This window comes from Halobacillus mangrovi, from assembly GCF_002097535.1.
In the GTDB taxonomy this organism is placed as follows: domain Bacteria; phylum Bacillota; class Bacilli; order Bacillales; family Halobacillaceae; genus Halobacillus; species Halobacillus mangrovi_A.
The window spans coordinates 3,009,965-3,021,847 of record NZ_CP020772.1 but is presented as its reverse complement, the minus strand read 5'-3'; the positions used below and the strand labels follow the sequence as shown (position 1 = coordinate 3,021,847).

The window sequence follows — 11,883 nt, the reverse complement described above, 5'->3', positions numbered from 1 at the left end:
GAAGTAAAGGGAGTTATCCTATTTTTATTGGAAAGAATAAAGGCAACTCTTTGGTTAGGAGTGAACTGGATGGAAGATCAACTCAGTTTACCTGCAGATCAATTAAGTATTATCATTACGGCTGTTATTATCGGGACGCTTGGAAGAGTATGGTTACTAAAAGAAGATTATCGTCAATACCCGAGTTATCCAAATGGGTACTTGATCCATTTAATTACAGGTTTTGTCGCTTCGGCTCTAGGGGCTGTAGCTATTCCTGCCTTAATGAGTAAAAACTTTGTGGCCGTCACATTTTTAACTCTCGCATTACAACAATTTAGAGACGTTAGGAAAATGGAGAAAGAAAGCTTGAGTGAATTAGAAAATACAGAGTACACCTATCGAGGGGATGCTTATATTGATGGGATCGCTAAAACGTTTGAAGCAAGAAACTATATTGCATTCATTACTTCGTTTGTCGTGTCTTTAACTATATCTTCCTTGTCCTTTCAACTCGCTTTTGCTACAGCTGTTGGTGTTTTGATCGGTCTCGTTGTGCTTTTTTTCCTTAAGCATTTCACCAAAGGTAAAAGTATTGGTGATATTGCTCAAGTCGAGGAAGGAAGGGTAGAAGTTAAGGACTCAAGTCTGTTTGTTGATGGAATCTTCGTCAGTAATCTCCTAGGCACGGACAATGCTGCCACTCTATTTAAAGAAGAAGGATTAACAGTGGTTATTTATCCAAACGAAAACCACTACCGAATCAATCTTGATAATTTCGGGCAAAGACAGGCTGCGTTGTTTGAAGCAACTAGAGCATTAGGAAATAAACGTTACCATTTTACAAGGAAAGACTATGAAAAGGGCCGGGTTGTAATTACGCTTGTGCCGATCAAGCAGGATATTGATGCCCTGATTGAGGTGGTCAAGAAGTGTCCACTTCTTGAAAGCACAAAAAAATCACATCGCGTAATGAAGACAGATGTAAAGGAGGAAAAGTAAATGGGCAGAGAGTCAACTATGAAGCCGCAATATGAAGTTTTAGCCTATGTAACGATTAAGAAGGAGCGAGTTCTTGCGAGCAGTTGTCTCACATTATTTGCTGAAAGTATGGAAGCTTCTAAGGAAATGACAGTGGATATTGCCAAAGCAATGAAAGCTGATGTTGTTCAGTTGAACAATGGAGATTATATGGTTATCCGTGTATAGGTTGGTAGATTAATTTCTAAAGCCTTTTTGTTCTTCACAGGAATGAGCGGAAATGGAACTCTGCAAAGGTAAAATTGAGGAGGTAGAGATTGGAAGATGGAACATTCGGAAAATGAACAAAAAGTAGGGAGATGGTGCTTAGTCAGCATGGCATCCATTCCTTTAGTCATGACTCTAGGGAACTCTATGTTAATCCCTGTACTACCGATATTTGAAAAGAAAGTGGACATTACTTCTTTTCAGTCCAGTATGATCATTACGAGCTATTCGTTAGCTGCCATTTTTTTAATACCTGTCGCGGGATATTTGTCCGACCGTTTTGGTAGAAAGATAGTCATTCTGCCTAGTTTAATTCTTGCTTTGATAGGAGGAATCATCGCAGGATTTGCTTCTTGGAAAGGGAATGACCCTTATACATGGATTCTGATTGGACGTATTCTTCAAGGTATCGGAGCAGCTGGAGCGACGCCTATCATTCTCCCTTTAGTAGGGGACCTTTATAAAGGAAATGATGAAAAAACAAGTTCTTGCCTTGGATTGATCGAAACCTCGAATACCTTTGGAAAAGTATTAAGTCCAATTTTAGGAGCAGCTTTTGCTGCGTTTTTATGGTTTCTTCCGTTTTTTTCAATATCCTTTTTCAGTTTGATATCTATAGTACTTGTCTTCTTTTTTATTAAAGTTCCGAAGAAAAAAGACGAACCTGTGAAATTTAAAGCTTTTGCACGTAAAACAAAAGACATTTTTAAAAAAGAGGGCAGATGGATTTATACCGTATTTTTAGTCGGTGTTTATTTAATGTTTCTGTTATTTGCTGTCTTGTTCTTTTTATCGGATATTCTTGAGAAAATCCACGATATTTATGGAGTTAAGAAAGGATTAATTCTTGCAGTTCCACTCCTCGGATTATGTGGAGCCTCCTATATAGCTGGAAAGAAAATTAAAGATAACCTTAAAACAATGAAGAGAGTTTTAATGATCAGCTTGATTGTAATTTCAGGCAGTGTCGTTTTCGTCGGGTACACGAGCGAAAAGTTGATACTGCTCCTTGGAGTCACAAGTTTGTTCGGCATCGCTATGGGAGCTACCCTGCCTGTACTGGATGCTCTAATAACTGAGGGGATTGAAAAAGAAGAAAGAGGAACCATTTCTTCTTTTTACAGCTCAGCAAGGTTCGTTGGAGTTGCTTTTGGGCCCCCTGGTATGTCGCTTGTAATGGATAAATTTTTGAATATAAGCTTTTTTATAGCGGGTGGAGTCGGGCTCTTATTACTGTGGTTAGTCTTGAAATTTATCGAGAGTTCGAAATCTGAAAAGGGGCAAGGGAATACAGAAAATGCGTTTGCTTAATAGTGGGCTATGTGCTTTCATTGATATCTCTTTCAAATAAGCGTGCAATTTCAAACGCCAATATTAGAGATGGGTTATACCCGTTATTTTCCAGATAGAAAATGGTTTGTCTGCTTACGCCAGCTTTTTTCACTCCTAGAACAAAAAAGGTAAACTATTTTTTACATTGAGCTAAAAATAGTTTACCTATATGCCATTGCAAATAAAAACCCTGGCATAAGCCAGGGGGAAGGGATAAACAACTTAGGTGACCCAACCATGTAAGAATCATCCGTGATTCTACATCTGTTTGAACATTATCTTTTCTTGAAGGACAATTCTTTAGGGAATCCGTTTCCTTCTTTCCTTCGTTTTGGTTAAGTCCAATTTAAATCATTTTCCTTCGGTTTACACTCTTTCAAAAGAAATGATCGTACTAGGTGGTTCTCTTTGTTAGACTACCTCACATCATGGTGCTGACTATCGGTTTTCTGTCTAAAGGGGTCATCGCCCTTCATTAGAGACACCCATTGTCTACTTTGTAACTGTAGACCTGTTGGCCGCCTGACCATTCCAAGGCTGATTTTCCATCCTTTCCACAGGATTAGTGTTCCTTCATTTGGCCGGCGCCTTCGTTCGTTTGGAAACGAACTCGCGATGGTTGAGTCACCTAAGTTGTTTAAGTTTTTTTGTTATCTTCTTTACACTTTTATTATACCACCTTTTCTCTTAGTAGTCATGCTGAGTTGTGACAACTTTGTAAACGTTTACATTCTGTTATAGAACAAAAAAATAAGCAGCTGATGTCAGCTGCTCCATATTCTTATGTTCCAATTTTATTCTTTTGTGGAATACTAGAATTATCGAGCAGGGTGGTCGCATTCATCACACACATTACCGTAGCAGTCAGCCTTTTCTTCTATTACATTACCGCAGCTTGTGCAGTGTTTTTTAGGCAGGTTACGGAAAAATTCAATAACGTTCATCATAAGGAATCCCCTCCAAATTATTTTAATATTTTGAATGTAAAGTCATTGTATTATAACAATATGCAGAAATCAACCACCTGTTATAAAACAATGTGCAATTAGTAAAAAAGAACCAGGGAGTGTTGGATATGAAAGTGACAGTTATAGGCTATTGGGGCGCTTATCCTGCAACTGGAAGTGCCACCTCAGGCTATTTGTTTGAGTCAGATGGATTTACTATGCTTGTGGATTGCGGAAGCGGGGTGCTTTCCCGATTACAGCAGTTCAAAAAAGTAACAGATCTTGATGCCGTGTTACTCTCTCATTATCATCATGATCATATTGCTGACATCGGTCCTCTTCAATATGCATGTCTAGTACAAAACACGCTGAATGAAACAGATGAAATTCTTCCGATTTATGGACATGAAGAAGACTACGAGAAATTTCAACTATTGACTCATCAATATACAGAAGGAGTTGCTTACGATCCTGAAGGTTCTTTACAGATTGGTCCTTTTACCATTGATTTTCAAAAAACGGTGCATCCCGTTTCTTGTTATGGTATGCGAATTACGGACGGAAAAGGAACGGTTGTTTACACAGCGGATACAAGCTATTTTTCTGAGTGGGCGGATTTTGCCAAAGACGCGGATTTGTTAATTACAGACACAAACTTTTACAAAGGAATGGACGGACAAGGCCCTGGACATATGACAAGTGTCGAAGCGGCCACAATAGCATCTAAAGCAGAGGTTGGGACATTGTGGCTCAGTCATTTACCTCATTTTGGTCAGCTGGTGCGCTTAAGACAGGAAGCAGAAGATAAATTTAATGGTACAATCCAATTGGCAGAAGAAGGGTTGTCCTGGTCGCATTAATGGGGATAGATAAATTGTCTTATTCTGTCGAAACTATTACAATATGTAGGTAGAGACAGGGAATGAGAAAGGATGAGATGTATGCTTTTTATCGACCATGAGGGAATCAACGACCCTAGGATCAATTTAGCTATTGAAGAATATGCGTTAAAGAATCTCGATATTAATGACACGTATCTGCTCTTCTATATCAATGAACCTTCGATTATCATTGGGAAGAACCAGAACACAGTTGAGGAAATTAACACGAATTACGTCGAGGATCACAACATACATGTTGTTCGACGCCTTTCTGGTGGTGGAGCAGTGTATCATGACCTAGGTAACTTGAACTTCAGCTTTATTACGAAAGATGATGGAGATAGCTTCCACGATTTTGCGAAATTCACTAAGCCTGTTACAGAGGCACTGAAGAAACTCGGTGTCAATGCAGAATTATCCGGACGCAATGACATCGTCGCTGAAGATGGCAGAAAAATCTCAGGAAATGCGCAGTTTTCCACAAGAGGCCGAATGTTCAGTCATGGAACTCTGATGTTTGATTCTGAGATTGAGAATGTTGTATCCGCATTAAATGTGAAAACAGAAAAAATAAAATCAAAAGGAATTAAATCAATCCGCAGTCGTGTGGCAAACATTTCCGAATTCCTTGAGGAAAAAATAACGATGGAGGAGTTTAAGAACCTCATCCTTCGTTATATATTCGATGTGGAAGATGTAAAAGATGTCCCTCAGTACAAGCTGACAGAAGAAGATTGGGAAAAAATCTATCAGCTGGCAGAAGAACGCTACAAAAACTGGGATTGGAACTATGGAAAATCACCGAAATTCAACATCCAGCATACAAAACGAATTGAAGGAGCAGGAAGTTACGATATTCGTCTTGATGTAACAAAAGGATATATTCAAAACGCAAAGATTTTCGGTGACTTCTTCGGAGTCGGAGATATCAGCGAGATTGAGGAAACCTTGATTGGTACACCGTATAACCGACAAGCTATATCAGAAGCCCTTGGAGATATGGATATTTCTCATTACTTAGGAAAAATCACAAAAGAAGACTTTTTGGATATGGTTTATTAGTTAGAAGGCAGGCTTTTTAAAAAGCCTGCCTTTTCTAGTCTTCTACATCTGTTAAATAGTTGAATAAATGAAATGTACAGTGAAGCTTTTTGTAAAACAATATCGATCTATGAACTTTCTTGAATGTTAATTTTCAGTATATTATAATTAGAGTGAAAATTTATTAGCACATAATGAATGACCATTCATTCATTAAGCGAAGGGGGAGCAAGATTTGAATCTAAGTGAACAGCTGTCCAAAACAGCAGAATTGCATCCTGATAAGGAAGCTTACATATTTCAAGATGATCGTGTAAGCTATCGAAGTTTTGATGCTTCTGTAACTAAGTTTGCTTCTAGACTCACAGAATTAGGATACGGCAAGGGCGATCATTTAGCCTTAGTCAGTGGAAACAGTCCATTATTCATGATTGGTCTGTATGGTGCTTTACGTGCAGGTCTTACAGTCATTCCAATTAATCCGACTTATACCGCTGATGAGATGAGCTATATTTTGAAAAATGGTGATGTTAAAGTTGTGATCACGATGGATGTCCTGCTTGAGAAATTTGAGCATATGGATGAGCAGCTCGAAGTCTATCACTATTTTGTAGCCGAAACAGGAGTAGGTATCGATTTGTCCAAATCTCCTTTATCCTTAAAATTGAAACCGTTTACAGAAGCGGTGGAAGAAGGAAGTTTGACTTATGACCGTCCATCGCTGGATGGGGAAGAGGTGGCAGTCATTCTTTATACTTCAGGTACGACTGGAAAGCCAAAAGGAGCGATGCTGACCCACAACAACCTGTATTCAAACGCAGTAGATGTTGCTGATTACTTGAGGTTTAACTCAGAGGATCGAGTCATTGCTACGCTGCCTATGTTCCATGTTTTTTGTTTGACCGTAGCCTTGAATGCTCCGCTCATGAGCGGGGGGACAGTCCTGGTTGTCCCTAAATTCTCTCCTCAGGATGTATTTGCCATCGCTGAAAAATATAAAGCTACTGTATTTGCTGGGGTTCCAACCATGTACAATTATTTACTTCAAACTGGAAAAGAGCAAACTGACACGTTCAACAATATGAGAATTTGCGTATCTGGCGGATCCTCGATGCCAGTCGCCTTATTAAATTCTTTTGAAGAACAGTTTAATGTCCGCGTATCGGAAGGCTATGGGTTATCAGAAGCTTCGCCGGTCACAGCCTTCAATCCTCTGGACCGCCCTCGAAAAGCGGGATCGATCGGTACAAACATTAGTAACGTTGAAAATAAAGTCGTCGATGAATTAGGAGAAGAAGTTCCCACCGGTGAAGTCGGTGAACTGATCGTTAAGGGACCTAACGTGATGAAAGGGTATTATAAGCTTCCAGAAGAAACCGCTGTAACGATCCGTGATAGTTGGCTATACACAGGAGACATGGCTCGCATGGATGAGGAAGGATATTTCTATATCGTAGATCGTAAGAAAGATATGATTCTGGTAGGTGGGTACAACGTTTATCCTCGTGAAGTGGAGGAAGTCCTCTATAATCATCCGGATGTAACGGAAGTAGCTGTAGTCGGTGCCCCGGACCCAGAGCTTGGCGAAACGGTTATCAGCTTTGTTGTCTCAAATAACCCCACGTTGACAGAAGCAGAATTGATGGAGTACTGCCGTGAGCATTTAGCCAAATATAAACTTCCATCTCGTGTTGAATTTATGAGGGAATTACCTAAAAATACAACAGGAAAGATTTTGAGAAAAAATTTACGCGAGCAGTTGGCGCAGTCATAAAAAGAATAGGCTAGTCTTCGAGCAATTCCGGTAACATGGAGTTGCTTATTTTTTTGAAACATCATAGCGGGAATGACCGTACATGTAATCAAGGAGGGTTGAAATTATGAAAAGATTCCATCAACAGTTGACAGAAGTGAGAAAGCGTACGTTTTACCATGACCGACTTAAACGTGAGATTACTCAGCTAATCAAAGAGCTAGAAAACTTAAAAGAGCAGGAGCAGCAATTTTTACATATCTTAGACCAAGAAGAGGAAGACGTAGAAAAGCTTGAAAGAGTCAGCTTCACTAATTTATTTGCCACCTTATCTGGGAATAAGGTAGAACGAGTGGAAGAAGAGGAACGTGAAGTAGTGGAGGCGCGGCTAAAATGGAGAGAAGCTCATCATTCTGTTCAGGAGGTGGAACAGGAACTCCAAAGGTTAAGAGAGCAGTTGAATCGTTTAGGTGACCCAGATAAGGATTATGAGCGTCTGCTTCAACAAAAGAAAACATTTTTGATTGAACAGGGGGAAGCACAAGGCCAGCGATTACTTGAGCTGTCAGAAAACCGCTCCGAGGTTTTGGCAGAAATTGAAGAAATCAATGAAGCTTTATCTGCGGGAAAACGAGCGGTGACCGCCTTGGGCGAAGCTTCAATATCCCTTGACAGTGCGGAAAATTGGGGAACTCTTGATATGCTCGGAGGAGGGATGCTCACTACCGCCGTAAAACATTCTCGTGTGGATGACGCAAATTCTGCCGTTCATTCTGCACAACGACATTTGCGGAAGTTCGCAAGAGAGATAGATGATTTAGGTACCTATTATAATCATCGGGTGGAAATCTCGGGAGGATTGACGATTGCTGACTATTTTTTGGACGGATTGATCGTGGACTGGTTTGTGCAAAATCGTATCCAAACTTCACAGGATGAGGTTAGAAAAATAAGAAGTAAGACTCATGCCGTTATTATGGACTTAGAGTCATTGAGAGAGCAATTTGTAGGAGAACAAAAGAAACTGGAGGATGAACAAAGGAGGATCTTAGAACCCTCCATATAAGAAGGAGGTATGATGTCATAAACTAGAAATTTCGCAACCTCTTGCGGTCTTCCGCAAAAGTTTTTCGGTGAAGGTCGAACATCTATATATTAAAATAGAAATAGATAAGCGGTGATGCTTATTGATCTCATTACTATTTATGATCTGGTTGTCATAAATAGGTCAGTAATGAAAATTGCTGATGAGTGTATGAAAAAGCTTCTTCTCGTCTCGGAGAGCTTTTTCAAAATTAATTCCCTCACTCAAAAGTTAACCAGTCGTCTCTTTTGGCCAATGCTCTTCGTGAGCATTGGCACTTTTTTTTCCTCTAAATTTTCCCGCTGATTAATCAGGTTTTTGGTATGTGACCATGAATTCTTCTCTTGTCATATAATAGTCCCGGTTTGGGCGATCTGGTAACAATCCAAGCTTCTCAAGCTTATAATAATTTATCCGCTTAAAAGGATCATGATCAATGACAGGCAGCTCCTTCGTCTCTTTCATGTAGTGATCAACGGCCCTCTGGACTAGATCGATTTCATGGGCGAGACCTCGGTCTTCTTCTTCAAACAATTCATAAGTCTCCCGTGACATGTAGTAATTTTTCTCAGGTATGGCATGAAGGTAAGGGGAGAGCAGTTCATAATCCAACGTCAAATCCTCTTTGATTAGCACACTGAGAGGTACTTCGGAGGGTTTATCGTCGGCATAAGCATGCACGGCTTTGCGGACTTCATGAATGGATAAATCACGGACTTCCAAAGATTGCTCTTTGTTTTTATGCTGTTGTTTTTTCTTACGTTTCCACACGATTTTTTCCTCCTTTTAAGCATGAGTGAAATTTACAGGGGGTGTTCGATTTGAAAGATATTCAACCCGAACTCGAGTTTTTTACGCTTCTGAATCCGGACTTCGGTCGAGAGGAAAGGAAAGATACGGAAGAACTATTATCAAAATGGTAATAAACTAGCTTAATTGTAGTATATCAGAGTTGAAAAAATTGCACATTTTTAAAAAGTTTAGACTTTTTGTTCATCTTTTGGTAAATTTAAGAAGATAAGCGGCACGTTCTGCCTAAAGGAAGGGCTGCCGCCAATTAAGTGGAAGGGATGTTGATATTGGATGGAATATGCTCAAAGAAAAGAATATGAAATTAATCCTCAAACGATGGCTTTGATTGCAAAGTACGATGATTGTGGACAAGTCATCACTCAAGTGGTCGAACGAGGAAACCGTTTTGAAATAACTAAATGTCCAAGCCAGGTTGTCGATGATTCATGTCGTTATTTTGCCAGCAGTCTTGAAGGACGTATCTTAGGTACAAAGCAAGTGACAAGCTATACACACAAACCCCCGATTGTCATTTCTGAAGCAATGGGTATCTATTTCTTTCCTATCATCTCCCCGAAACGTAAAGAATGCTCCTGGGTCGCCCACAAGTATATCCGCTCTTATCAAGGCGAATCTGACCATACCACGACCATTCAATTTTCCAATGGAGTTAATTTGAATCTCCCCGTGTCTGTAGGAATGTTTGCCAATCAAGTGCAGCGTACCGCACACTTCCGGGTTATCCTTGAAGATCGTTTGAATGATCGGCCTGGGGTTCAGGAGACTTCGAGTGAGAGGATTGCTGAGACTTTCTCATAAGCTCGAACAAGATCAGTTCCACCTTTTTTCTGATGGCCGGATTGAAATAGTTCCGCTTCTCTTCATAGCCATGAGCCAAGAACAAGAAAGAGGTAAACGAGTCGTTCCTCCCTGATTCCACTACCTGCAGCTTCTGGCGATCCATTTGTAAGCGTAGATGTTTCCGCTCTTCTCTTGCCTCTAGCTCCATTTTTCCTAACAGTTCCATGTATGGTTCTTTTATTTTAAACTTCCCCTGTTCAAAATGTTTTCTGTCCTGACGGATGACAGCGATAGCCATGGATAAAAATAAATAGCGGGAAGCGAGATCAAGTTCTTTCTGTTTTAAGTACCTCATGCTATTCTCCTCCATATACGAACGTGTGTTCTTGTTTGTATTATACCACGCTAAACGGGTGATTATGCAAGAGAATTTGGTGAAAGGCTAAAAATGGCAAATTGGGAAAGGATAGTTATTAGGACAATGTCTTGGTAGGCAGATGCACGGGTTTCGTTTAAAATAAAGGAAAAGCATACACTGGTTATCGGTGTGGGACAAGGAGCAGTCTCGCCTTATGTACTTATTATCCGTATCTATCGATCGTTGGAAGAGAATGGCTGAAAACGATCAATTATTTGAATACATTATTAATCAGTTAGAAAAGCTGGAAAGTTTCGGGCCGCTGCCCGGAATATTGTTCCCGATGCTGGAGGCTTTTTTACCACTCTTGCCTCTAGTTGCATTTGTGCTGGCAAACTCAGTCGTCTATGGACTTTTTAAAGGGTTTCTGTACTCTTGGATTGGGGCAGTCGTCGGAGCAATTATAGTTTTTCTAGTCATAAGAAGCCTTGGTGACAAAAAGTTTTTCCGGTTTATCACAAAACACCGCCAGGTTCAGCGGGTCATAACCTGGGTAGAGGAGCATGGGTTCGGTCCTTTGTTTATCCTTATGTGTTTTCCGTTTTCCCCTTCTTCAATCATTAACGTCGTATCAGGGTTATCAAAGGTCAGCAAACAACAGTTCATCCTCGCTGTTTTATTAGGGAAATCGGTCATGATTTTCACAATAGCTTATGTCGGAAGCAGCATAGCCTCTTTTGCCCAAAACCCGGTAAAAGCGATTGTAGTAGGTATATGTATCCTTCTGTTTTGGATTCTCGGTAAATATATAGAGAGACGAATCCATAATAAAGCGAAACGTCAAGCGTACACGAGTGATTAAGTTTAGTCCAGGACGGGTAAAATGTTGGTAGAACAAGACCTGGAGGATTAAACGATGAAAAAAAAATATCAAAAAGCCATACGAACCATTTTGTTCGCTTTGCTGCTGGCTTTTGTATTCCGATCCTTTATGTTCGCCAGCTATATCGTCGATGGTGAATCGATGGAGCCGACCCTTTATGACGGCAATTTACTAATGGTCAATAAAGTTGTCTACGATTGGAAAGACATAAGGAGACAGGATGTTATTGTTTTCCACGCAAACGAAAAAGAAGATTATGTGAAACGAGTTATCGGAGTCGGTGGCGATGAAATAGAAGTGAAGCATGATCAGCTCTATGTGAACGGGGAACTGGTGGAGGAACACTACCTAGATTCATTGCGTCCGAACGATGGACTGCCTTTCACACATGATTTTTCATTGGAAGAAGTGACTGGAAAGAAAAAAGTTCCTGAAGGACAGCTGTTTGTCATGGGAGATAACCGCAGAGATAGTCTGGACAGCCGTTACTTCGGTTTTGTAAACATCGAGACTGTCGTCGGAAAAGTAGATGTCCGTTACTGGCCATTCTCCCAAGTAGCTTTACAGTTTAATTAAAGAACATGTGACCGTCCTATGGGCGGTTTTTTTTATTGAAGGCAAACCTGAGCGGAAAGTGAGCCGTTTCCCTGAACCCTTCCACTGAATTCAGCGTAGGAAGGATTAGTAGCTTACAGTCTCTTGTTCTTAAACTGGTAGTTTGCACTCTAAATCACACATAGTAGGACTTAAAAATTGTAAGACTTGGTAACCGACGCACCTTCTG

At 40.3% G+C, this 11,883-nt stretch carries 13 protein-coding genes and 1 pseudogene; 10 read left to right on the top strand and 4 right to left on the bottom strand.

Going from position 1 to position 11,883, the window contains the following annotated elements:
• The first annotated feature begins 69 nt into the window (after positions 1-69).
• The 3 genes from HM131_RS15035 to HM131_RS15025 all read left to right on the top strand — a co-directional run bounded on the left by HM131_RS15035 (position 70) and on the right by HM131_RS15025 (position 2,538).
• Positions 70-981, top strand: coding sequence for a YIEGIA family protein (locus tag HM131_RS15035; protein ID WP_085030544.1), 912 nt, complete (start codon positions 70-72; stop codon positions 979-981).
• Complete coding sequence (locus tag HM131_RS15030; RefSeq protein ID WP_085030543.1) at positions 982-1,188, top strand: capping complex subunit for YIEGIA; 207 nt, start codon at positions 982-984, stop codon at positions 1,186-1,188.
• A gap of 96 nt (positions 1,189-1,284) precedes the next feature.
• Entirely contained in the window at positions 1,285-2,538 is a 1,254-nt protein-coding gene (locus HM131_RS15025) for an MFS transporter (RefSeq protein ID WP_085030542.1), read from the top strand.
• A gap of 7 nt (positions 2,539-2,545) precedes the next feature.
• Here the strand turns inward: HM131_RS15025 and HM131_RS20970 are convergent.
• Both HM131_RS20970 and yhfH read right to left on the bottom strand, forming a co-directional pair.
• Positions 2,546-2,668 (bottom strand): annotated as a pseudogene (locus HM131_RS20970) (helix-turn-helix transcriptional regulator); the annotation flags it as partial.
• Positions 2,669-3,377: 709 nt separating this feature from the next.
• Positions 3,378-3,506, bottom strand: a complete 129-nt coding sequence (gene yhfH / locus HM131_RS15015) for a protein YhfH (protein WP_085030541.1) — start codon at positions 3,504-3,506, stop codon at positions 3,378-3,380.
• A 128-nt stretch (positions 3,507-3,634) separates the two neighbouring features.
• On the opposite strand from yhfH, the gene HM131_RS15010 reads away from it, so the two are divergent.
• The 4 genes from HM131_RS15010 to HM131_RS14995 all read left to right on the top strand — a co-directional run bounded on the left by HM131_RS15010 (position 3,635) and on the right by HM131_RS14995 (position 8,247).
• On the top strand, positions 3,635-4,366 hold the full coding sequence (locus HM131_RS15010; protein ID WP_085030540.1) for an MBL fold metallo-hydrolase: 732 nt from the start codon (positions 3,635-3,637) through the stop codon (positions 4,364-4,366).
• Positions 4,367-4,447: 81 nt separating this feature from the next.
• Positions 4,448-5,449, top strand: a complete 1,002-nt coding sequence (locus HM131_RS15005; protein WP_085030539.1) for a lipoate--protein ligase — start codon at positions 4,448-4,450, stop codon at positions 5,447-5,449.
• A gap of 214 nt (positions 5,450-5,663) precedes the next feature.
• Positions 5,664-7,202 carry a fatty acid--CoA ligase family protein gene (locus tag HM131_RS15000; RefSeq protein WP_085030538.1) on the top strand — a complete coding sequence of 513 codons (1,539 nt, stop codon included), beginning with the start codon at positions 5,664-5,666 and terminating at the stop codon, positions 7,200-7,202.
• A 106-nt stretch (positions 7,203-7,308) separates the two neighbouring features.
• Entirely contained in the window at positions 7,309-8,247 is a 939-nt protein-coding gene (locus tag HM131_RS14995; protein ID WP_085030537.1) for a hypothetical protein, read from the top strand.
• A 324-nt stretch (positions 8,248-8,571) separates the two neighbouring features.
• On the opposite strand, the gene HM131_RS14990 is transcribed toward HM131_RS14995, so the two are convergent.
• A complete protein-coding gene (locus HM131_RS14990; protein ID WP_085030536.1) occupies positions 8,572-9,036 on the bottom strand; it encodes a DUF3939 domain-containing protein in 465 nt (154 codons plus the stop codon).
• 312 nt (positions 9,037-9,348) lie between these two features.
• Between HM131_RS14990 and HM131_RS14985 the strand changes: the two genes are divergently transcribed.
• Positions 9,349-9,876: a competence protein ComK gene (locus tag HM131_RS14985; RefSeq protein ID WP_085030535.1), complete on the top strand. Its 528-nt coding sequence runs from the start codon at positions 9,349-9,351 to the stop codon at positions 9,874-9,876.
• On the opposite strand, the gene HM131_RS14980 is transcribed toward HM131_RS14985, so the two are convergent.
• Entirely contained in the window at positions 9,797-10,213 is a 417-nt protein-coding gene (locus HM131_RS14980; protein ID WP_085030534.1) for a YhjD family protein, read from the bottom strand. The two genes, HM131_RS14985 and HM131_RS14980, sit on opposite strands and share 80 nt — an antisense overlap.
• 217 nt (positions 10,214-10,430) lie before the next feature.
• Between HM131_RS14980 and HM131_RS14975 the strand changes: the two genes are divergently transcribed.
• Positions 10,431-11,078, top strand: coding sequence for a TVP38/TMEM64 family protein (locus HM131_RS14975; protein ID WP_085030533.1), 648 nt, complete (start codon positions 10,431-10,433; stop codon positions 11,076-11,078).
• A 54-nt stretch (positions 11,079-11,132) separates the two neighbouring features.
• A complete protein-coding gene (gene lepB, locus HM131_RS14970) occupies positions 11,133-11,675 on the top strand; it encodes a signal peptidase I (protein WP_085030532.1) in 543 nt (180 codons plus the stop codon).
• Positions 11,676-11,883: the final 208 nt, after the last annotated feature.

Coding starts and splice junctions, on each gene's coding strand:
- HM131_RS15035 (WP_085030544.1), top strand. CDS start 70: ATGGAAGATCAACTCAGTTTACCTGCAGATCAATTAAGTATTATCATT.
- HM131_RS15030 (WP_085030543.1), top strand. CDS start 982: ATGGGCAGAGAGTCAACTATGAAGCCGCAATATGAAGTTTTAGCCTAT.
- HM131_RS15025 (WP_085030542.1), top strand. CDS start 1,285: ATGGAACATTCGGAAAATGAACAAAAAGTAGGGAGATGGTGCTTAGTC.
- yhfH (WP_085030541.1), bottom strand. CDS start 3,506: ATGATGAACGTTATTGAATTTTTCCGTAACCTGCCTAAAAAACACTGC.
- HM131_RS15010 (WP_085030540.1), top strand. CDS start 3,635: ATGAAAGTGACAGTTATAGGCTATTGGGGCGCTTATCCTGCAACTGGA.
- HM131_RS15005 (WP_085030539.1), top strand. CDS start 4,448: ATGCTTTTTATCGACCATGAGGGAATCAACGACCCTAGGATCAATTTA.
- HM131_RS14995 (WP_085030537.1), top strand. CDS start 7,309: ATGAAAAGATTCCATCAACAGTTGACAGAAGTGAGAAAGCGTACGTTT.
- HM131_RS14985 (WP_085030535.1), top strand. CDS start 9,349: ATGGAATATGCTCAAAGAAAAGAATATGAAATTAATCCTCAAACGATG.
- HM131_RS14980 (WP_085030534.1), bottom strand. CDS start 10,213: ATGAGGTACTTAAAACAGAAAGAACTTGATCTCGCTTCCCGCTATTTA.
- HM131_RS14975 (WP_085030533.1), top strand. CDS start 10,431: ATGTACTTATTATCCGTATCTATCGATCGTTGGAAGAGAATGGCTGAA.
- lepB (WP_085030532.1), top strand. CDS start 11,133: ATGAAAAAAAAATATCAAAAAGCCATACGAACCATTTTGTTCGCTTTG.